At 34.1% G+C, this 21,261-nt stretch carries 12 protein-coding genes; 6 read left to right on the forward strand and 6 right to left on the reverse strand.

All coding sequences use genetic code 11. The features are described 5' to 3' along the window. Window positions 1-256: 256 nt before the first annotated feature. Window positions 257-1,627 (reverse strand): magnesium transporter, encoded by a 1,371-nt coding sequence (gene mgtE / locus ABWU24_RS01800; RefSeq protein ID WP_015588496.1) that lies wholly within the window; start codon window positions 1,625-1,627, stop codon window positions 257-259. A gap of 155 nt (window positions 1,628-1,782) precedes the next feature. Here mgtE and prfB point away from each other — a divergent pair. Then, window positions 1,783-2,884 (forward strand): peptide chain release factor 2 gene (gene prfB / locus ABWU24_RS01805; protein WP_333782284.1). Its coding sequence is split into 2 segments (ribosomal slippage): window positions 1,783-1,848 and window positions 1,850-2,884, totalling 1,101 coding nucleotides; the frame shifts between segments, so codons are not numbered across the junction. A 174-nt stretch (window positions 2,885-3,058) separates the two neighbouring features. On the opposite strand, the gene ABWU24_RS01810 is transcribed toward prfB, so the two are convergent. After that, window positions 3,059-4,345: a Na+/H+ antiporter NhaC family protein gene (locus ABWU24_RS01810; RefSeq protein ID WP_353274353.1), complete on the reverse strand. Its 1,287-nt coding sequence runs from the start codon at window positions 4,343-4,345 to the stop codon at window positions 3,059-3,061. A gap of 173 nt (window positions 4,346-4,518) precedes the next feature. Here ABWU24_RS01810 and ABWU24_RS01815 point away from each other — a divergent pair, with 173 nt between their 5' ends. Next, window positions 4,519-6,891, forward strand: a complete 2,373-nt coding sequence (locus ABWU24_RS01815; protein ID WP_341815840.1) for an ankyrin repeat domain-containing protein — start codon at window positions 4,519-4,521, stop codon at window positions 6,889-6,891. A gap of 114 nt (window positions 6,892-7,005) precedes the next feature. Then, window positions 7,006-7,929 carry an RluA family pseudouridine synthase gene (locus tag ABWU24_RS01820; protein WP_015588492.1) on the forward strand — a complete coding sequence of 308 codons (924 nt, stop codon included), beginning with the start codon at window positions 7,006-7,008 and terminating at the stop codon, window positions 7,927-7,929. A 7-nt stretch (window positions 7,930-7,936) separates the two neighbouring features. On the opposite strand, the gene ABWU24_RS01825 is transcribed toward ABWU24_RS01820, so the two are convergent. Next, window positions 7,937-9,199: an MFS transporter gene (locus ABWU24_RS01825; RefSeq protein ID WP_135352955.1), complete on the reverse strand. Its 1,263-nt coding sequence runs from the start codon at window positions 9,197-9,199 to the stop codon at window positions 7,937-7,939. Between the two features lie 35 nt (window positions 9,200-9,234). Beyond that, window positions 9,235-11,037 (reverse strand): aspartate--tRNA ligase, encoded by a 1,803-nt coding sequence (gene aspS, locus ABWU24_RS01830; protein ID WP_135352956.1) that lies wholly within the window; start codon window positions 11,035-11,037, stop codon window positions 9,235-9,237. A 133-nt stretch (window positions 11,038-11,170) separates the two neighbouring features. Here aspS and ABWU24_RS01835 point away from each other — a divergent pair, with 133 nt between their 5' ends. Beyond that, window positions 11,171-12,535, forward strand: a complete 1,365-nt coding sequence (locus tag ABWU24_RS01835; protein ID WP_015588489.1) for an ankyrin repeat domain-containing protein — start codon at window positions 11,171-11,173, stop codon at window positions 12,533-12,535. A gap of 61 nt (window positions 12,536-12,596) precedes the next feature. Here the strand turns inward: ABWU24_RS01835 and mutS are convergent, their stop codons facing one another. Then, the gene (mutS, locus tag ABWU24_RS01840; protein ID WP_341815839.1) at window positions 12,597-15,107 is read right to left on the reverse strand and encodes a DNA mismatch repair protein MutS; all 2,511 of its coding nucleotides are present in this window, start codon (window positions 15,105-15,107) and stop codon (window positions 12,597-12,599) included. A gap of 113 nt (window positions 15,108-15,220) precedes the next feature. Between mutS and ABWU24_RS01845 the strand changes: the two genes are divergently transcribed. Beyond that, window positions 15,221-17,563: an ankyrin repeat domain-containing protein gene (locus tag ABWU24_RS01845; RefSeq protein WP_341815838.1), complete on the forward strand. Its 2,343-nt coding sequence runs from the start codon at window positions 15,221-15,223 to the stop codon at window positions 17,561-17,563. Between the two features lie 41 nt (window positions 17,564-17,604). Here the strand turns inward: ABWU24_RS01845 and ABWU24_RS01850 are convergent, their stop codons facing one another. Next, the gene (locus tag ABWU24_RS01850) at window positions 17,605-19,686 is read right to left on the reverse strand and encodes a heme lyase CcmF/NrfE family subunit (protein ID WP_353274355.1); all 2,082 of its coding nucleotides are present in this window, start codon (window positions 19,684-19,686) and stop codon (window positions 17,605-17,607) included. A 146-nt stretch (window positions 19,687-19,832) separates the two neighbouring features. On the opposite strand from ABWU24_RS01850, the gene ABWU24_RS01855 reads away from it, so the two are divergent. After that, window positions 19,833-21,074: a hypothetical protein gene (locus ABWU24_RS01855; RefSeq protein WP_341815836.1), complete on the forward strand. Its 1,242-nt coding sequence runs from the start codon at window positions 19,833-19,835 to the stop codon at window positions 21,072-21,074. Window positions 21,075-21,261: the final 187 nt, after the last annotated feature.

Here is a 21,261-nt window from a genome sequence, read left to right on the forward strand (position 1 = left end):
TATATAATACAATGCATCTAACTCACATTCCATGTATTCATTACATTAAACTGTATTATAGCTAAAAAGATCTAGCAGAGCAAGAACTCTTTTACATGTTTGAGTATTTTATTTTAGTTTGTATTTTAAAACTAAAGCAGCTCAGTTTCATGTACTTTTATTTCTTTATCGACTGTTATTTTTCTTCTTCAATGCACCTGTGAGTAATGATAACGTGGCAATTAAAGCTTGTAAAGCAATTTTTATATAGCAAGATTCAGCTATTCAATAAAAAGATCGTGGCTAGACCAAAAAATATAAGAGCTGAGAGAATATCAGTTGTTGCTGATGTTAAGATTGAAGACGAAACAGCAGGATCGGATCTTAAACGATGAAGCATTATAGGAATAAAAGTGCCGATAAATGTTGCAATGATCGACATTGCAATCATAGAAACTACGAAAATGATCTCTACTTTTAAACTATGGAACCTTATTGCTAATACTACGAGCGAAATTGTAGATAAAATCACTCCATTTATAAGACCTATTAAAAATTCTTTCATCAGTATTCTTTTTGCATTTTGCTCAGTTAGATATTTTGTTGCAATTGCCCGGATAGTTAGTGTTACTGTTTGGGATCCTGCATTTCCGCTCATTGATGCAATTATTGGCATAATAATTGGTAGTACTATAAAACTTTCTATTACGTTATCGAAAAAGCCAACTACTATAGAACACATTGTTGCAGCTAAGAGGTTAAATAATAACCAAGGTAGCCTTTTAATTATAGTTTTATGTATAGGAGCATTTATATCAGATTTAGAAGATACACCGCTTATTTTAAGTACATCCTCTTCTGCTTCTTGCTGAACAATTTTGATTACATCTTCAATAAGGATTACACCGATAATTTTACCATTCTTATTTACTACTGGGGCTGATAATAGAGAGTAATCCTTAAATATTCTTGCTACTTCTTCTTGGTCCATTCCAGTTTTAATTATTTTTATATCTTGACTCATTATCTCTTTTATTATTGTTTCTCCTGAGTGAGATATTACCTTATTTAAGTTGAAACTACCTATAGGTTCTAATTTCGAGTTAATGATGAAGATTTGGTAAAATGTTTCCGGTATTTTTTTATAATTACGCAAGAATTCCATTAGCTGATTTATCGTCCAATAATATGGAGCTATAACCATATTTTTATGTATCAACCTTCCTGCACTTTCTTCTGGGTATGATAACAATTCCTCTACTAATTTTTGAGTTGCATTGGGTAAATAGTTAAGTATGTTTTCTATAGACTTTCTATCTAAATCTTTCACTATGGCTACTATGTCTTCTATATCAAGAAGCATTAGTAACTTTGCTGTATTTTCTATTCCCAATATTTCTATGACCTCTAATTGTAAATCTGGTACTACATGTACTAAGGCATCACTTAACAGACGTTGATCGAGGATATTAACTAATTTCTCCCTGTGATCACTGATCGAAGTAGATAAAAAATAAGCTAACTGAACGCTATCTATCGTTTTTACAATATTACGAACATTTTCTAATTCTTGATTATCGAGAGACTCTATTAAATCATCAATAGCCTTTTTGTCTAAACCATAATGAGAACTTGTTTTAATATTCATTACTTTACCTTATTTTTTTAATAAATATACACACTTGATTTTATTGAACATTCAAGTATAATAAAATTATTTTGAATTAACTATTATATGGTTAAATTTCTATTTTGTTTGCTGTTATTGTTAGTGATAATAAATATATTAAAGTCTAAAGTATAATGAAAACCCATCCAGAAATCCTTGAATACTTTCAAGGCTTAAATAAAAGTATTTCTCTTATCAGGAGGTGTCTTTGACATAGAAAGATCGAAGTTGCGTCTTGAAGAGCTGGATTCTCAAGCATCGAATGATAATCTGTGGCAAGACAATCAAAAAGCACAAGAAATTTTAAAAGAACGCTCTAAAATTAAGCATGAAATAGAATCGTTTTCAAAATTAGAAAGCGATTACAACGATGCTATCAGCTTGATGAAATCTGCTATTGATGAGAATGATGAAGAATTTTTTTCTGAAGTTGAAAATGAATTAGCCAAGCTAGAGAAATTAATCAAACTTAAAGAGACAGAATCCTTATTTACTGGTGAAGCAGATAATAATAACTGCTTTTTAGAAATCCACTCAGGAGCTGGTGGAACAGAGAGCAATGATTGGGCTGAGATGCTCATGCGCATGTATACAAGATGGGCAGAAATTTATCACAATTTTAAAGTTGAAGTTGTAGAAAAATTAGATGGTGATTCGGTTGGTATAAAATCTACAACAATAAAGATTATCGGAGAAAAAGCTTACGGGTGGGCAAAAAGCGAAAGTGGAGTTCATAGATTGGTTAGAATATCACCATTTGATGCAAATGGTAAACGTCATACCAGTTTTGCAAGTGTAGGAGTAACTCCAGTAATTGAAGATTCAATAAATATTGTTGTGGATGAAAAGGATTTAAAGATCGACACTTACCGTGCTTCTGGAGCCGGTGGTCAGCATGTAAATAAGACTGAAAGTGCGGTACGTATTACACATATTCCAACAGGCGTTGTAGTTCAATGCCAAAATGGTCGTTCTCAACATAAAAATAAAGATGAAGCACTTAAACTACTTAAAGGACGTTTATATCAAATTGAATTGGAAAAAAAAGAACAGAAAATGGCCGAAGAATATGGCAAGAAATGCGATATAGGTTGGGGCAGTCAGATCAGATCGTATGTTATGCATCCGTATCAAATGGTGAAGGATTTAAGGACTGGACATGAAGTTGGCAATATAAATTCCGTTTTTGATGGAAATATAGATTGTTTCATAGTTAGTGTATTGGAGTTAAAATGAGATTTATTAAAAAGCTAAGTTTTATGCTCTGCTAATAAGGGAAAAAGAAAACCAAAACCTATTGAGAAAAATGGAACAATTTTGTGAATATATCTATTATTCAAGTAGCTGATGAAAATGGCAACTCATTTCTTATGGGCACAAAAATGTAATATGAAGAGAAATCTTCGTACATTAAGTTGTAGCCGCGCAACGTCTGCCATTGATGATTATTTCACCTACTGTAACTGCTGCTAAAATAAAGCAGTAATAAACTTGTGTTAACAAAGAAATAGGTGAGACAGAAGCAATGCTACCTGCTAGCAGCAGCTGGGAACCATAAGGCAAAATGCCTTTTGTAACGCAAGCAAAAATGTCTAACAAGTATGCACTACGGTATGACGGAATATTATGCTTTTGCGCGAGCCTTTTTGCAATATCGCCACTTAATAAAATAGCAATGGTATTATTAGCAACTAAAACAGTAAACATAGATGCTATGCCCGCTATTACAAATTCAGCTTTAGTTTTTGTGATATTGCTTTCATCGATAAGTTTGTGTAATGCCTTTTGACCCTGCTTGTACATTATATGACTCAATCCGCCAATAAATAGAGCAAATATCACTATCTCGTTTACTTTTTTGAAACCGTCATATATGTCATGAGAGAGTTGAATGATAGTATAGTCAAAAAAAATCATCCCTAATACACTAGCAACAATTATATTTATAGTTATTGTTACTAAAGTAGTAACTTCAAATAACCCCATGATTATTAAAGAAATATAAGGAATAATCTTTATTACTGATAAATAATCTAAATTTGATGTAGGAATAATTTTTGTACTATCTGCCATAATTGCCAGATAAATAAGCGTTATAATGCTGGCAACAAATGCTACTTTAGAATTCACTTTAAGTTTATCCTTTATCGTGGCCCCCTGTGAAGAAACAGATGCAATAGTAGTGTCAGATATCATTGAAAGATTATCACCAAATACGGCACCTCCAACTACAGTTGCAGTTCCTATTTCAAGACCAAAAGCCCCACTTTTTGCTAAGTTAACAGCTATTGGTACCATTAATACAACAACTCCCATAGACGTACCAATTGCAGTTGATATAAAAGCGGAAGCCAAAAATACTCCAGGCAGTAGTAATCTTGCTGGAAGGAAATTGAGAATTAAATCAGCAACAGTATCTGCACTACCAATTGATTGAGTCACCACAGAAAATGCTCCAGAAAATAGAAAAATTAAACACATAGTAAGGGTGTTTTTATCGCCCATACCCTCGATGACAGCATCGATGTGACGTTGAATTTTACCTGCACTGCATGCAACAGCAAAAAATAGCGCCGGTAGTAGGCAAATTACCGGTGAAACTTGGCGAAGCGGATTATCAATTCCAATAAAGAAAAAATAGACACCACTTCCAAGGTATAAGATTAAAAAAATAACCAAAGGAAAAAAAGCTGTCATTTTACTGCCTTAAAACCTATGATTATAATCAATTAAGTGATTTCAGGCAAGCTTGGTTTTCTGTAAGTTAATAACAGTCCTTTTAGACTCTCAAGTTACGCTATGGAAAATGCGTTGACTATTCTACCATAATATATAGCATCAAAAAATACTCTATAGTATGAGGTAAAGCTATGGTAATGACATATGAACAGTGGAACATAATATTAGGTGTAATTGATCAAGAGGTAAATTTAAGTGAAAACAATGTAATTGAAAGAATAAAAGAGCTATTAAAGGAAGTAAAGATACTAGGGCAAGCAGAAACATTAAGAATGTTAGAAGAGATATCGCATGGATTAGAAGTACCAAACGAGATTCCAAGAGTACAAGAGACACAAGAGCCATTAAAAAAGAGACTAAAGGTGGTAAATGTACCGCAGACAAAAGAAGAAGCAAAAAAGATACTAAAGGAGTCAAGGGTATCAAATGCTCAACAGATGGTAAAAAGAATGCTAAAAAGGTTAGGTGTACAAGAGACATCAGAAGAATCAAAAGCAGTGGCGCTAGAGGATGTGCTAAATGCACGAAAGATCTCAGAAAAGGTACCAGTGGTGCTAGATACACAAAATATAGTAGAAACATTAGGTATACTAAAGAAAAAAAGTGACAATGTGTATAAAGAGTGGGAGAAAGCCAAATTTGATGTAAATTATTGGTTTAAAACAGATTGTTTGCATGAACGCTTTTCATACACGTTATTATATTTAGTTATTGATTTTAAGCTGAGCAATTTAATAGAGGCTATGATTGAAGTAGAAGGAATCAATATTAATGCACCAAGTCCGTTTTTCAAATGGACTGCTTTACATTGGGCTGCCGAAGCAGGTAATATAGAAGTCACACTCAAGCTACTACAAAAAGGGGCAAATGTTAATCAATTGGATTCATCTGAACGAACTGCCTTACATTTGGCTACTGAAGCAGGCGATATAGAAATAACAAAGATCTTAGTAACGAATAAGGTAAATCCTAATGTGAAAGATCTGATGAACTTGACTGCTTTATATGAAGCTGCCAAGAATGGCCATAAAGAAGTAGTAAAGTACTTAATGCAGAATGGAGCAGATGTTAAGAAGAATGGGGCTCTTAAACTTACTCCTTTACATATTGCTGTTGCAAATGCTGATAAAGCATTGGTGGATTGTATAATGAAAAATGATAATAATATTGAAGAAACTATTGAGACAGTGGATGTATTTGGATGGACTCCTTTTTATTGGGCTGTTACAAGGAATAATCCATTAATATTAGAGATCCTATTACAGGGTAAATCACGATGTAAAGCAAGTGTTGATGTAGAGGATAAGTTACTTGGACGATCTCCCTTACATGTTGCTGCTACGAATGGTAATATGGAAGCAGTAGAGCTCTTAATAAACTATGGAGCAGAGGTTAACCTTAAGGATGCATGGGGATGGACTCCTTTTCATTGTGCTGCTGCAGGAGGCAATATAGAAACAATTAATTGTCTAATAAAGAACGGAGCAAGTATTGTGACGAATGATCCACAGAAAATATTATTTTCTATTTGTCCATATAATTATCTAGAAGCAGTAACTACTATAATACAACTTGGAATATGGAAGGATGTGATGAAATTGATGGAAGCTGAGTTTTTACGTTGTGCTGCCGGACATGGTAATACACTAATGGTACATACTCTATTAGAAGCTGGAGTAGATGCTAATGCAGATGATGATTTAGGATCAACTGCTTTACATAAAGCTGCCAAATATAACCATCCGGAAGTAGTAAGGATCTTAATTTTATATGGAGTAGATGTTAATGCACAGGATAGCTCTGGGCAATCTCCTTTAGCTTATGCTGTCGAACGTAGACACTGGATAGTAGTAATGACCTTACTATGTTATCGCGCAAATACTTCATTGCCTGATCACTGTGGTGAAACTGTAAGAGATTTAGCTGAACGTCAAGGTATAAGTAATCTTCTAATGGAAGCAGAAAAAAGAGCACTAGATATACTTGCGTGGCTTAAATTAGAATCAAGTATACTCAGAAACAAAGAATTAATGACAGTGCAACACATAGAATCACATATGTTGAAAGAAATAGAATCACATAATCTATCTATCAGCTTTGAACGTATGATAAGAGATCAAGCTAATCAAATTGAACAATTACAGTATAACGCTAAACTTAATGAAAAAGGAGTAGCACTTATAACTGACCACGTTAAATGTGTGCAGTTAGGGACTAACACTAAAGCGTGTCCAGATGAAATGGATGGAGTAAAAGAACAAATATTACATAGTCCTTACAGGTGGTCATATCGCACTAAAAATGTTAATGTAGGAAGAGTAACATCTTTAGCTAACGGCATTGAGTGTATGAAGTCAGGGCCTAACACTGAAGCGTGTCCAGGCCCTAGTACTAAAGAGCCTAATACTTACCTCTCTATGATGGAGAAACTACCATTAACATCTTCCCCCTCGATGATAGAAAAGTATTCGGCTATTATAGAATCTCCTTTAGGTTTTAACTAATTACGCTCGAATGATAGATGTAGAGGTAACTGACACTGAAAGTACATTGGGTAGAATTGTGTGCTATTAGATTTCAGTGTACGCTACTTTCATTATAAAATTTCTGTAGGTAAGATGTCAGAAGGTATCAAAACCATATTAGTAAAAGACGATAACGTTAGGCTGGATAGGTACATCAGAAGAATCTTTCCTGATCTAAAGCAATCTGTAATTGAAAAATCTTTAAGGAAAGGGTTAATCAAAGTTGATGATTGCAAAGCAAAGTCTAGTGATAGAGTAAATTCTGGACAAACTATAACGCTGAAACACTTGAATTATATTGAGAATGCTAGTTCTGATCGCAAATATAATGAAAAGTTAGTGAATCTACTAAGAGAGAACATATTATATGAAGACGAATATATACTAGCTATAAACAAACCCGCAGGGGTCATCGTTCAAGGTGGCGTAAAAGTAAAGATTAGCATTAGTGATTTGCTTGACCAAATAAGAGAGAGAGAAATATTTAAAATTGTTCATAGGCTGGATAGGGATACAAGCGGAGTAATAATATTCGCACGCAATGCCAGCGTTGCCAAATACCTTATGGAAGAATTTAAAGGACGGAGGATAAAAAAAACTTACCTAGCATTAACTTCTGGTATGCCGAGCAAAGATAATGGAACAATAGACTATCCGTTGGTGAAAAAATATATTTCAGGACAAGAAAGAGTGGTCATTGACGAAGACTCACCGCAGAATGCCACTACACACTTTTCAATTGTGTCAGGGCTAAAACACAATGTCGCTTATCTAAAATTACAACCAATTACTGGTAGAACCCATCAGTTACGTGTACATTTAGCTCATATAAATTGCCCTATTCTTGGTGACGGTAAATATGGCGGTAAAAAAGCTTTTATTGATGGAGTAGCAAATCAGATTCACCTGCATTCATATTCTTTGTCTTTAAAATTGCCAAATAATAAAGAAGTCACTATTACTGCTCCTGTCCCTAAACATATCGAAAAATCTATTGAAGCGCTATCTTTTGACTGAAGCGATTTCACCAATCAACTTTTCTGTCTTTGGCTTTGATTTGAAGCACAGATATTAGGCTAATTAATGCGCAGGTGGTAAGATAAACACCTGCTGCAAGTTTTGTTTCAGTTTTTTCTATAAGCCACATGCATATCGATGGAGAAAGGCCACCAAAAATACCTGCAGATATATTATGTGCTAGGCTGAAGCCAGTGCATCTAACTTTTGTTGGAAATAATTCGCAGGCAAGAGAATTATATATTCCAAAAGATGCACCTATCGGTATGCTCATCAACAGAAAAGTGAATGTTATAATATAGTGATTATCATATGATAATAGCGAAAGTACCGGCAAGCTAACACAAGCTAAAGTTACTAATGTAGGAATTATCACATTTTTTCTTCCAATTTTATCAGAAAGTATTGCAAACAGCACTGCAGACGTTCCAAATGTGATTTCAACCATGATCCTTACTAGATTTTTAATATCAATGCCTGAGAAGGTAAGTTCTTTGACAGATATGTTATAAAACATAATTACCGAATAAACGATTGCATTTTGGGCAATACCAAGTCCAATTGCTAATATAAATGCTTTTTTGTAGGTTTTGATTAGTTCAAAAAATGGAGAACTAGATAAGCTTTTATTTTTGTCATGAGTTTTATACGCTAAACTCTCTTCCATTATGTATCTTATTAAAAAACCTATCATACCCATAACAAAGCAGAAATAGAAGAGCAACCTCCAGCCCCAAATTTCATAATTTTCACCTGTAAACTTTTTGCAAATAGCTATCATTACAAAGCATGTGATAGAACCGAGAGCACCACTAAACGCTTTCATGCTCCCTAAGAATCCTAGATTTTTTTTATCGCTTGAATGCTCTATTAAAAAAGCAGAGTTAACACTTGTTTCTCCACCTGCTGCCATTCCTTGTACTATCCTACAAAACAGAAGCAGTATAGGAGAAAATATTCCTATTTCTCTAAAGCTTGGTATAACCGCAATTGCAGTAGACGATATCGAAGCCAATATTACGGAAATCAGCAAAATTTTCCTCCTACCGTGCTTATCTCCAATGTAACCAAAAATAAACGCACCAAGTGGTCTAAATCCAAAGCCAATTGCAAAACTGCCAAGAAATTTGATTGTGCTCAAATAATCATTTTCTGAAGGAAAAAAAACGTTGCTTATTATATGAGTTAAAACTCCAAACAGAGTTACTTCATACCATATAATCATATTGCAGATTATGCTTGATAGTATTGCTTTTTGAATATCGTTCATGACTTCCAGCTTACCACACTCCGCTATAAAAATTTTTATTCAATAACATTTAAAGACAACTCACGTAAATGTTTATTGTCCACTTTAGAAGGAGCACCCATTAGAACATCTTCTCCTTGCTGATTCATAGGAAAACAGATTACTTCACGAATGTTTGGTTCATCGGCAAGTAGCATAACCATTCTATCAACCCCCGGTGCTATTCCACCATGAGGAGGAACACCGAATCTGAATGCACGAACAAGCGCGCCGAATTTTGTATCAACTTCTTCTTTGCTATAACCTGCAATGGCAAAAGCCTTATACATAATATCCAACTTGTTATTACGAATCGCCCCACTTGACAGCTCTATTCCATTGCAAACAAGATCATATTGGTAAGCAAGGATGTCCAGCGGATCTTTTTCTTCTAAATCTTTCAAGCCACCATGTGGCATGGAAAATGGGTTATGAAAGAAATCTATTTTTTTGCTTTTATCATCATATGCAAAATATGGAAAATCGATGACCCAGCAGAATTTGAAGATATTGTCATCTATAAGACCCAGTTCTGATCCCAAAAGAGTACGCACTTTCCCTGCAATTATTGCTGCTTCATTTTCCTTATCAGAAGCAAAAAATACACTATCTCCAGGTTCTATATTTGTTATTTCTTTTATGGAATTTAACCTATTGTCATCAAGGAATTTAGCAATTGGTCCTTTTGCAATGCCGTCCTTATCAAATGTTATATACCCAAGACCTTTAGCACCTAATTCTTTTTGTGCATGTTCTATTTTTTTATCAAAAAAGCTACGAGGTTCTTCTGCTGTTTTAGGAGCAGGAATGGCTCTCACTACCATACCACGCTCGATATTGCTTTTGAAAATATTGAACTCTGAATCACGGAAAATTTCTGTTACATCACTAATCAATAGTGGATTGCGCAGATCTGGTTTATCAGAACCGTATTTGAGCATTGCGTCTTTGTATGTAATGTGCAGAAAATCTTCATCAACTGATTTTCGAGAAAATTTGGCAAACACTTTATATAAAGTAGACTCAATAACCTGAAATATATCCTCTTGAGTTACAAAAGACATTTCAAGGTCTAGCTGATAAAACTCCCCAGGAGAACGGTCAGCCCTTGCGTCTTCATCACGAAAACAAGGTGCAATTTGAAAATATTTATCAAACCCCGAAACCATAAGCAACTGCTTAAAAATCTGCGGAGCTTGTGGTAATGCATAGAATTTACTAGGATTTAGTCTGCTTGGCACTAAGTAGTCACGTGCACCTTCAGGAGAAGAGGCAGTAAGTATTGGAGTTTGAATTTCCAAAAATCCTTGCTCTATCATGAGCTTCCTGAGTTCTGCGATGATTTGTGAGCGAAGAATAATGTTATTGCGGACTTTTTCTCGCCTTAAGTCAAGAAAACGATATTTAAATCTCATATTTTCTGGGTATTCTTGCTCACCGGCAATGCTTGCCAATATACTCCTTTCTTCTTTTGCTATTTCTTCATCACAGTGGAACTCAACTTGCGATTCAACTTGTAAATTACTAACTATAACTTCAATTTCTCCTGTGGAAATAGAGCTATTTACCGTATCTTCAGTTCTAGCTTTGACTATTCCTGTGACAGTAATCACACTTTCTGATTTTAAATTTGAAATTTCATCAAAAAAGTCTTTGTCATTATTGAATACCAGTTGAGTAATTCCATAAAAATCTCTTAAATCAACAAAGATTAGGTTACCATGGTCACGTTTACGGTACAGCCACCCAGAGAGAGTAACTTCCTTTTCTACATCATTCTTCCTTAATTCATTACACGCGTGAGTTTTATAGCAGTTCATTTAATTGAAATTTCTAGAATACAGAAAGATTATAAAATAAATTAACCTTTGGGCAAGATAATATCTAAAGATCCTTTACAAACACTTCCAATTTGGATATAATTTCTTTGATTGTGTGTGTTGAGGTGTATTTATGAATCCTGAAGAACTACAGAAAATTCTAGCTGAAAATAAGAAGAAAGATTCTGTATTAAAAAAGCTTCTTAGAGCTGTTAAGGAGAATGACTTAGAAAAAGTAAAATCAATTTTTGAGAAAAATAGCTCTATTATTAAAGATGTTGTTGCTGAGATTAATTCCCAAAATGGTACAAATTTATTAGGTTATGCTGTTGATAGTAAAATGGCTAAATATCTAATAGAGCAAGGTGTAAAATTCATCACTGCAGTCGGAAAGGCAGTTATGAAAAAAGATTTAGAGTTAGTCAAATCAATCTGTCAGATGAATAAATCAATAGCTAAAAATGAGTTACAGCAAGATTCTAAGCCACTAGAATCTGCAACTTATGATCACAAATTTAATGATAAAATTGCAAGGTATTTGATTGAACAAGGTGCAAATCCTAATGCAACCGATAAGTGTGGTCGTTGCTTACTTCATCTGCAAATTGCACGAGGCAATTTAAAAGGAGCTAAGGCTTTAATAGAAAACGGTGCAGATGTAAACATAGTAAATCAAGAACAGGATGGCTATTGGAGACCAGGCATAGATGCTAATGCACTGAAGGGTCAAACTGCGTTGCACTTTGCAATTAGAGTATACAGAAATAATAAAGACCTAAATCCTGAAAAAGCTAATAGAGCTTTAGAATTTATAAGTTATTTAATAGAAAAAAAAGCAAACTCAAATATCAAAGATTGTAATGAAAAAACTCCTCTAGATACTGCTATATTTTTTGACACTCCAGAGATAGTAGAATTATTAATAAAAGCTGGTGTTGATCTTAATGCTGGAAAGAAAAAAGCAGAAGATGTTTTAAATTATGCTGTTACTGTAGGGCATATAGATATAGGGAAAGCTGCAATTCGATATATTTTGGAACATAACTCACGGTCAAATAAACTAGATCTTCTTAATAATCAAGAAGAGTTATCAGTCTACTGGGACGAATATAAAGCTCAAGTTAAAGAACTTCATGATATAGTGGAAGATAGAATTGACTTGACTGGTGATGGCTCTACCCGTCCTATAATGAGAACAATAAATGGCTTTTTAGATCATGAAAGTAGAAAAAATCTAGTAAAATCATCATTCATATCTAGTGCTGAGGCACCAGAAAATTTTTGTCCGAGAAAGCTGGCTGTTATAAGTGTAGCTGCAATAACCTGTGCTTTAGCGATATACTTTCTTGCTCCATTAATAATGGGTTCCTCTATTGGGGTTGGCACTCAATTGGCATTAGGAGCTGTAGGTGCAGTTGTAGGTGGTGGAATTGGAATCTTGACCAATGTGGCAATAGATCAATGCTACGTTAATTTAGCTGCTCAGAAAGCTGACTAAAATTAAAGCGTCATAGATTGCTAAAACTCCATAATTGTGTAGTAATATAATATTACTTTCCTCAAGCCTTTAGCTCCTCAAACACTTCACTTGCTCTATTTAAAACAGAGTCAGGAAAACCAGCAAGTTTTGCTACATATATTCCATATGACTCATCTGCAATGCCTTCAATTACTTCATGTAGAAAGATAACCTCTCCGTTCCATTCTTTTATTTTCATACAAAAACATTTCACATTTTCTAAGTATTCACCTACTTTAGTTAATTCATGATAATGAGTTGCAAAAATGGCGCGGCACTTATTTACATTGTGAATATGTTCAATCACTGCCTGTGCAATAGATAATCCATCATACACTCCTGTGCCCCTACCAATTTCATCAAGTATCACCAAGGAACGATCTGTTGCCTGATTTACTATCGTTGCTGTTTCGATCATCTCTACCATGAAGGTAGAATAACCAGCTGTTATATTATCTGTTGCACCAACCCTGCTAAATATCTTGTCAATCACTCCTATATGTGCACTCTCTGCTGGCACAAATGACCCCATGTGAGCTAAAACTGCAATGAGAGCGTTTTGCCTCAAAAAAGTGCTTTTTCCCGCCATATTAGGCCCAGTAATTAGATGTATACCAGCTAAATTGATGCTATTTGAAATGAATTTATCGTTAACTTCAACCACTGGATGTCTTCCACTACAGATATTGAACTCTTTACTGTCATCGATAATGGGTTTTACGTAATTATTTTGCACTGCGAGCTCCGCAAACGTGGCTCTAATATCAAGTTTTGCCAAAGCATTTGCAGCAAGAGCAATTTTTTCAGATTCTTTAGCGACTTTACTATATAGTTCACTAAAAATTTTCACTTCTAAGCCGATTGCAGCATCACGTGCCGTAAGAATTTTATTTTCTAGTTCTTTCAATTCATTAGTAGTATAGCGCATGCTATTTGCTAAGCTTTGCCTATGAATAAATATATCCGAAGTTATTTTGTGATTTGCCGACACTTCAACGTAATAACCAAGTATATTGTTGTGTAATATTTTGAGTGCAGCAATGCCAGTTAGGTCGCGATAAGACTCACGGAGCTTAGTTACCAACTTGTTACTGTTGTTCAATATATAATATAATTCGGATAATTCTTGATCATATTTTGGATTGATAAATCCTCCTTCTTTTACAGAACTGAGGTTGTTATCAAGTATAGCGCTGTTTAGAAGCTCGAATAGATCTTTATGATTACCAAGACTTTTATGTATTGTGCTTAGTTCACTCTCGTCACTACTTATCACCTGAGTAGTAAACACTGGTTCCTTTTCTCTGGTTAAGCACTGGAATGATATCTGAGAGTTAATTGCTGGTTTTTCACTTAAACAATAATTATGCAAGGTAGACAGAAACTCAGATAACTCTAAAGTTTTTCCTAGGCCTATTTTTAATAGGTTCATATCCTTTGGTGAACCACGTCCTAGTATTAAGCGCGATAAAGACCTCTCAATATCCGGAATGTTAGATAATATCTCTCGTATTTTTCTGCGTGGCTCATGATTATTTACAAAAAATTGAGCGGTGCTGAGCCTCAAATTGATTGCCTTGGAGCAAGCAAGTGGTGAAGCGAGCATTTGTTTGAGCAGGCGTCCACCAGAGGCTGTAACTGTGTGATCAATAACTGAAATTAGTGAACCTTTCTTTTCACCAAATTGAGTTGTAAACAACTCAAGATTTCTCCTTGCTGAAGCATCAATAAGCATGAAATTTTGTTGCTTATAGGTTTTTGGGAATTCAAGCCTTGGAATGGAGCCCCTTTGTGTTACTCTGACATATTCAAGCAGTGCACCGCACGCCATGATTTCTACTTTGCTGAAATTTCCTATACTACCAAGTTCCCTGATTTTATAAAACTCGCATAACGTTCTGTGAGATTTACTATACTCAAAAAAACTCTGTGCGTGTTGTGTAATTGATATTTTATAATTTTTTAAAATCGATCTAATTTTTTCGTCCTCAATGAATTTTTCAGAAATTAATAATTCTCTTGGTGATATACGCAATAAATCGCTATCTAGAGCTTTCAAATTCGTTAAAGTGTGAAAAAATTTTCCCGTTGATAATTCAAGCCAACTAATAGCATATTTGTCATTTTGCTCAACTATGGACGCGAGATAATTATTGCTTTTATCCTCCAGTAGCGAATCTTCTATAATTGTACCTGGAGTTACAACTCGTACTACATCACGTTTTACTATGGATTTATAGCCCCTCTTTTTTGCTTCATCAGCAGTTTCTAATTGGTCACAGATTGCCACTTTGAATCCTAAATCTATTAGCTTATGCAGGTAAGATTCACTACTGTGCGCTGGCACTCCACACATTGGTATTTCTTGCCCATTTGAATTGCCCCTCTTGGTTAGCACTATATTCAGCAATTTCGCAGCTTTAATAGCATCATCGAAAAACAACTCATAAAAATCTCCTAGCCTATAAAATAGCAGATGATCCTTGTATTGAGCTTTCAAATTTAAATATTGCTCCATTACAGGGGTATTTTTTTCTCTTATTAAGTTCATAACATTTTTAAATATGTTAGCAGCAAACCGCTTACTCTGGTGTTGGTTATTTTATTATGGATCAATAATTTTTTTTAGCTATAGTACAAAAACAAATAGTTTGAGGTAGAATTATGGAATATGAACGGTTGTTAAAAATATTAAGGACAATAAGTGACTTAAATGAGAACAATATAATCGAAAGGGTAAAAGAGGAATTGGAAAAAGAAGATCCAGACACGTATAAAAAGTGGCAAGATAATGGATTTAACATAAATTATACATTCGATGATCAAAGTACATTGTTACATATAGCTGCTAGAAATGATCTTGTAAAGATAGCAGAGCTTTTAATAAAAAAAGGGGCTAATGTTGATGCAGTAAATAAAGTTAAGAGAACTCCTTTACATGCTGCTGTTCTCTTTTGTTATACAGAGGTAATAAAAGTTCTCATAGAAAACGGGGTTAATGTTAATGTAGCAGATCAAAATGGGTGTACTCCTTTGCATTGTGCTGCTCACAATGAAAATAAAGAGATAGTAGAACTCCTATTAAACAAGGGGGCTAATGTTGATGCAGTAGATCTGGCTGAGAGTACTGTATTACATCATGCTATTTCTGCTGAAAATTGCCAAGTGGAAATAGTAAAAGCTATCATACAAAAGGAAGCTGATGTTGACATAGCGGATAAATACGGGCGTACTCCATTATCCTGGGCTATTAGAAATGGCTATTCAGAAGTAGCAAAAATTCTACTTGAAAACAAAGCAGATCCTTTATTGGGACATAAGAGTTTTAACACATTAAAACTCTTGATTGAATTAATAAAAAATGATTTTAAGCACTCTAAGAAAGCAGAAGAAACACAGCAACAAGAAGATGATGAATATGAATTGATTAAATACTCGTTGCTACTTCGCAATGACTGCTCCTTAACGGATGTTGTCGAAAGAAGTGCATTTGGCAAGCTGATATCTACGTGGCTTGTTGACATGTCCAACTTAACAGAGAGTCAGAAGGAGTTGAATAAAAAATTCTTAAGTACTTTTAAAGACTTTCCACATATTACTTATAAGGATTATAAGAAGGATGTTGAAAAAATTAAAAAATTTTTACTAGATCATAAAAGTAATCAAGATCTAAAAACCATTCTCAACCTTAAAAGAGGAGAATCTAAACTGACAATACTGCATATTCTATCAAGTATGGAATGTAGCAATTCAGAAGAATGCATAGATTTACTGTTGAATTCAGGTGCTGATCCTAATGAAAAGGACGACACAGGAAGAACGCCTTTGCATTATGCTACTCGTTCTGGTCATTGTGATACAATTATCAAATTGCTTCTAAGGAAAGGAGCTAATCTTGATATAAAGGATAAAAAAGGTAAAACCCCAATAGAATTTACAGTTAATAATCCCAATCTTAATATTAAAGAGTACTTTTTAACTGATGATGTTATTGATGGAATTTTTCGTAAAAAAACACAAATTGACCTTAATGGAAAAGACGAATGTATAAATTTATGGAGTGATTTCACGCTAGATGACCAAAATCCATTGAAATATTTAGATTCATTAAATGAAGCTCAAGATATAAATCAGCTAGAACAGATTGTAAATGAAGCTATAAAATCTAGTGTAAGGCTCAATTTTACTTATAAGGGAGATATATATAAAAATACTTATGAAAGTAATTATAATTTTACAGATTATATAATAAAAAGAATTAGTGAATTAGAAGAGAGTTTCCAAGATGTAAGGAACATAGAAGTTGCTAGTCGCATAGTATGTAATTTGGTAAAAAGAGGTGCAGTACTTAAAACTCTAAGCAGTATAATTGTAATTGATAAACTAGAGAAGTTTAAAGACCACAAAGCTAATCTGAAAGAAGCACGTAAAAGCTATATACATTATTCTCTAAGGTTTTTGGAAGCTGCAAAAAATGCAACTACTGGTAAGGTAAAAGAGGCAAAAATGGACAGCTTCACTTTCTACTGGAAATACTCAAAGAATAGTGTAGTCGAGGTTGCAAAAGTCACAAATGAAACAGATGAAAGCACAGGATTTCGAAGAGACGTGATAGCAATCGGTGAAAGCGAGATAGAAATTTTAACGGAAGGTGGGGTAAGAAATTATACTGACCTTATAGGTAATATAGTACTAACTTTTCATACTGATTTGGGAAAAGTAGATGTTAGATTGTATCCTGATATGGAAGATAAAAACAAAATTATAGTAGAAGTGAGTAACAAGGAGAAAATATTGGAAAAGTTTAAAAATTATAAAGAAGAGTTAGGTGAGAACTGCTTGCTTGGTGGTTCTTCTGTCTACGACGCTATTAAGCAGGGATATTTTAAAAGGCCTGAGGAAGTTTTAGAAAAAGATTCCATATATCATGGAAGTTCTTCATTAGAAAATATATCTTTATTTTCTATTGTACAACAGAACACAGAGAAAATTCGCTCGCGAGGTTAGTGTTGCTTAGCTTAAGTTTAAATTGCCAAAAAATGCAAACTTTATGATACTGAAGGAACTACTTTTTTGCTAGAAGAAAAAGCAGCAAGTAGTGAACCAAAGGCGATGAGAAAAGATCCAAGCCAAATTATAGACATTCCTGGTTTATAGTGTACTTTGGCTGCGATTTTGCTCTTACTCTTATCAATCTCTCCAATTACAACATAAATATCAGAAAATAAATTGTGATAGATACTGCTTTCAACATTTTTCTGACCTTCCGCAAGGTAAAATCTATATTCAGGAGTTACATCACCTATTACCTTACTATTAAGCAAATTCCTGATATCCATTGTACCTCTTACTGCATGGAAGTTTTTTTCTTTTATAAATTCAATGTTTCGTAAAGTGACTTTGAATTTATTGACTGTTATGCTGTCTCCTATTCCCAAGTAGTTTTCTTTTTTTTCCTGCCAACCTACTGAGCAGGCTATACCAAGCACAAGGATTGCCACTCCAGCATGAGCAAGCATCATTGCATAGTAGGATTTAGAAACTCTTCTTGCTAATAAAATTGATTCGCTTTTAAATAAACGAATTCTTTTACTGTATGCTTCTAAAACAAAGATTAATAATGCTATGGAGATAGTAATTGATAGCACAATTATTAGCTCCATGTGAAAGATAAACGGCAAAATAGCTGCAGCACTGCAGAATGAAAATCTATATTCGTGAAATATTGGCAATAGACTATTTCCCTGCCAACTGAAGTATTGCCCTATCATGGTGAGCACTAGAATAGCTAGTGCAATAGAGTTAAATAAAGAATTGTAATATGGTGCTCCAACTGAAATTAATTCACCGGTTAAATACTCAAGCACTGTAGGGTATAAAGTGCCAACGAACACGATGAAAAAGGTAGTGATGAATAATAAATTGTTCATCAGCATCATCGTAAGGCGTGAAAAGAATCTTCTACCCTCTGTCACTTGAGTAGCAGATTTCTTTTCAGATTCCAATATCGAATACTGGAAAGATGTGTGATTCTTTCTCGTAAACACTACAAATATTACTAAGCTACTGACTGTAATTACACCAAGTAGCGCTAATATATATAGTCCATATCTTGGGTCATCTGCAAACGTGTGCACTGAGGTGAGTATTCCTGAGCGGACTAGAAATGTTCCAGTTACACTCAATATAAAAGTTGTAAGCGTAAGTAAAATAGCGAAATTCCTTAAAGTATTGAAATTTCTTACAACGAGCAACAAATGTGTCAGCGCCACTGCAATTAGCCACGGCATCAAAGAAACGTTTTCCACTGGATCCCAGAACCAAAATCCACCCCAACCGAGTTCACGATATGCCCACCAGCTACCCAAGCTGATGCCCAAAGTGAGCAGCGACCAAGAAATAAGTACCCAAGGCCTGACAATTTTAGCCCAAACATTTCCTTCAGTATTTAAAATTAATCCAGCTATAGAGAGCGAAAAAGGAACGCTAAATCCAAGGTACCCCAAATATAATATCGGTGGATGAATAGCAAGGCCTATATCCTGCAATATCGGATTAAAACCAAGACCATCTGTTTCGATGCCTGGCATTTTAGTGAAGGGGTTTGATTCAAGTAAAGTGAACAGTAAAAAACAAAAGCAAATCAGCCCATGAGTGATAAGAGATATTTTTTTTAATTTACTACCACTAGTTCGTTCTGGTGTCATGCAAGTAGCTGACGCTGGAATCCAGTTTTTATTACACTGCCATTTGATGTACTCATTTGCAATTAAATTGTCTGGATCCCAGTTTCTGGGCACTGGGATGACAGAAGGTATATAAATATCCATTAGTAATAAATACATGACAAGCACTAAGGTCCAAAGCAACATAGACCCTTCTTTATTTCCCCAAACACCACAAATCTTATAGATCAAAGGTTTTGTTGTGTGTGAGTGGTAATATACGTTTTCAAGTGAGAAATCATTTTTAATGTGGCAGTAGATCAAAATAGCCATTGATGCTGACACACAAAAAAATATGGCAGAGGAGACGAATCGGTAAGAACTAAACGGTAGAAACAAATACGTTAAAGATAACAAACAGGCTACCAATAACAATATATTCCCAAATTCAGGCATAAGATTCATATAATGATACTACTAATAATAAATTGGGAGTTAAAGTTTTAATATAGGAACAAAGTTAATCTTCAATTATATTAATAGTAAGTAAAAATTAAGCATTAAGCTTTTATACTTTATATTATATAACATTAATATTGTGAGGTAATATTATGGGCACAACTAAGATTAGTGAATTTCTATTCAATATAAAAGGTAAAGTGGCAAAACAACATGCTGAACCAATAATTGAAAAAAATCTCTATACTATTTTAGGATTCAAAGATGTAGAAGATTTAGAACATAAGACAAGTAAGTCCGTTAACAAAAAAATTTGGCAATCATTTGTTGACTGCTTTGCAAAAGAAATAGATTATGCAGCAACTAAGCAAGTTGTAAAAAACGTTGTTTGTAATATTGCCAAAAGTGCCCAAGGCAATGCTTTTACTGAAGCTGAAAGCTTGATCTTAAACGACAAACAAGATAATAAAAAGAGAGAAAGAGCGATTAAAAAAGCTACTAGTATTTTAAAAAAAATCAATCCAGAAAAAGCCTTCAATGAACTTTCAGTAATAAAAAAACAAGCCGAAGATTTTTTACAAACCGATTTTTATAAGGCGCAGAGCAAACCACTGCCAGGATTTGCTACATCTGGTGCGCAGCTTTTTGCGGAAACTTTGAAATATATAGAAACACTAGAAAAATTATCAGAAGTTAAAAAGGAAGATTTAACTAAGAGTTTCCTATTAAATTATATTAGTTCACTGAACAAAAAGTATCCTAAATCACAAGGTAAAAGAGAAGATGCTATACGAATACTATCAAGCGATGAGTTGAAGAATTTTTATAATAAAGGTGTAGAGGAAGGAATACTACAACCGCTGGTATCATATAAAGAATGCAGAAATCTGTATGATAAAATGAGCCAAACAAAGAATGAATGTATAATCAAAAAAGAAGAACATGAGAAAGCAAGTAAGTCAATAACCAGTATAATTAGTGACATAAAAAAATGTAGAGAAGCAGTCCTTAATTGCAAAAATTTTCAGAGCTCCTACATAAAGGAAAAAGCAGAACACCCATTTAGAGGCACCTCATGTCAAAAAATGATTGATATATATCAAGAGAGAATTGCTGGATATCAGGAAAAAATTCGTCAAAACCTAAACCAAATAAGAGCAATATTAAAAGATACGCCGCAAGATGTGGAAGAATTTAAGGAAATAATCAATTGCGTGCATGAAGCAGAGCAGTATGATGAAATTTTTGATTCGGCTTTAATTTGTTTACCGAACATACAGAATAAGCTAGATATTCAACCAGAAAATCCCCTAACAGAACTCAGAGCTTCACAAATTAACGTTGAAATTGAGCTAACTAGGCTCTGTGAACAAAATATTAGAGTAAGCATGTGAGTGCTTCAACAAAATTCAAAAAACCAATAAAGACCTCATAAGTCTTATCAAAACAGGAGATTTCTAATAGTGGCAAATAACATGTATTTGCCACTATTACGCCACCTAAATCACACATTGTCTTCCAGAAGGAAAATTTTTGTTCCACTGGCAACCACCTCATGTATAGCTTTACTTCCATAATAAG

Origin of the sequence: Wolbachia endosymbiont (group B) of Hofmannophila pseudospretella, assembly GCF_964028515.1 — a bacterium.
GTDB lineage: Bacteria > Pseudomonadota > Alphaproteobacteria > Rickettsiales > Anaplasmataceae > Wolbachia.

Bases quoted from the DNA above. Each gene is read 5' to 3' on its own strand.
- ABWU24_RS01835 (WP_015588489.1), top strand. From the start codon at position 11,171: ATGAATCCTGAAGAACTACAGAAAATTCTAGCTGAAAATAAGAAGAAA.
- ABWU24_RS01820 (WP_015588492.1), top strand. From the start codon at position 7,006: ATGTCAGAAGGTATCAAAACCATATTAGTAAAAGACGATAACGTTAGG.
- ABWU24_RS01855 (WP_341815836.1), top strand. From the start codon at position 19,833: ATGGGCACAACTAAGATTAGTGAATTTCTATTCAATATAAAAGGTAAA.
- ABWU24_RS01850 (WP_353274355.1), bottom strand. From the start codon at position 19,686: ATGAATCTTATGCCTGAATTTGGGAATATATTGTTATTGGTAGCCTGT.
- ABWU24_RS01825 (WP_135352955.1), bottom strand. From the start codon at position 9,199: ATGAACGATATTCAAAAAGCAATACTATCAAGCATAATCTGCAATATG.
- mgtE (WP_015588496.1), bottom strand. From the start codon at position 1,627: ATGAATATTAAAACAAGTTCTCATTATGGTTTAGACAAAAAGGCTATT.
- ABWU24_RS01815 (WP_341815840.1), top strand. From the start codon at position 4,519: ATGGTAATGACATATGAACAGTGGAACATAATATTAGGTGTAATTGAT.
- ABWU24_RS01810 (WP_353274353.1), bottom strand. From the start codon at position 4,345: ATGACAGCTTTTTTTCCTTTGGTTATTTTTTTAATCTTATACCTTGGA.
- aspS (WP_135352956.1), bottom strand. From the start codon at position 11,037: ATGAACTGCTATAAAACTCACGCGTGTAATGAATTAAGGAAGAATGAT.
- mutS (WP_341815839.1), bottom strand. From the start codon at position 15,107: ATGAACTTAATAAGAGAAAAAAATACCCCTGTAATGGAGCAATATTTA.
- ABWU24_RS01845 (WP_341815838.1), top strand. From the start codon at position 15,221: ATGGAATATGAACGGTTGTTAAAAATATTAAGGACAATAAGTGACTTA.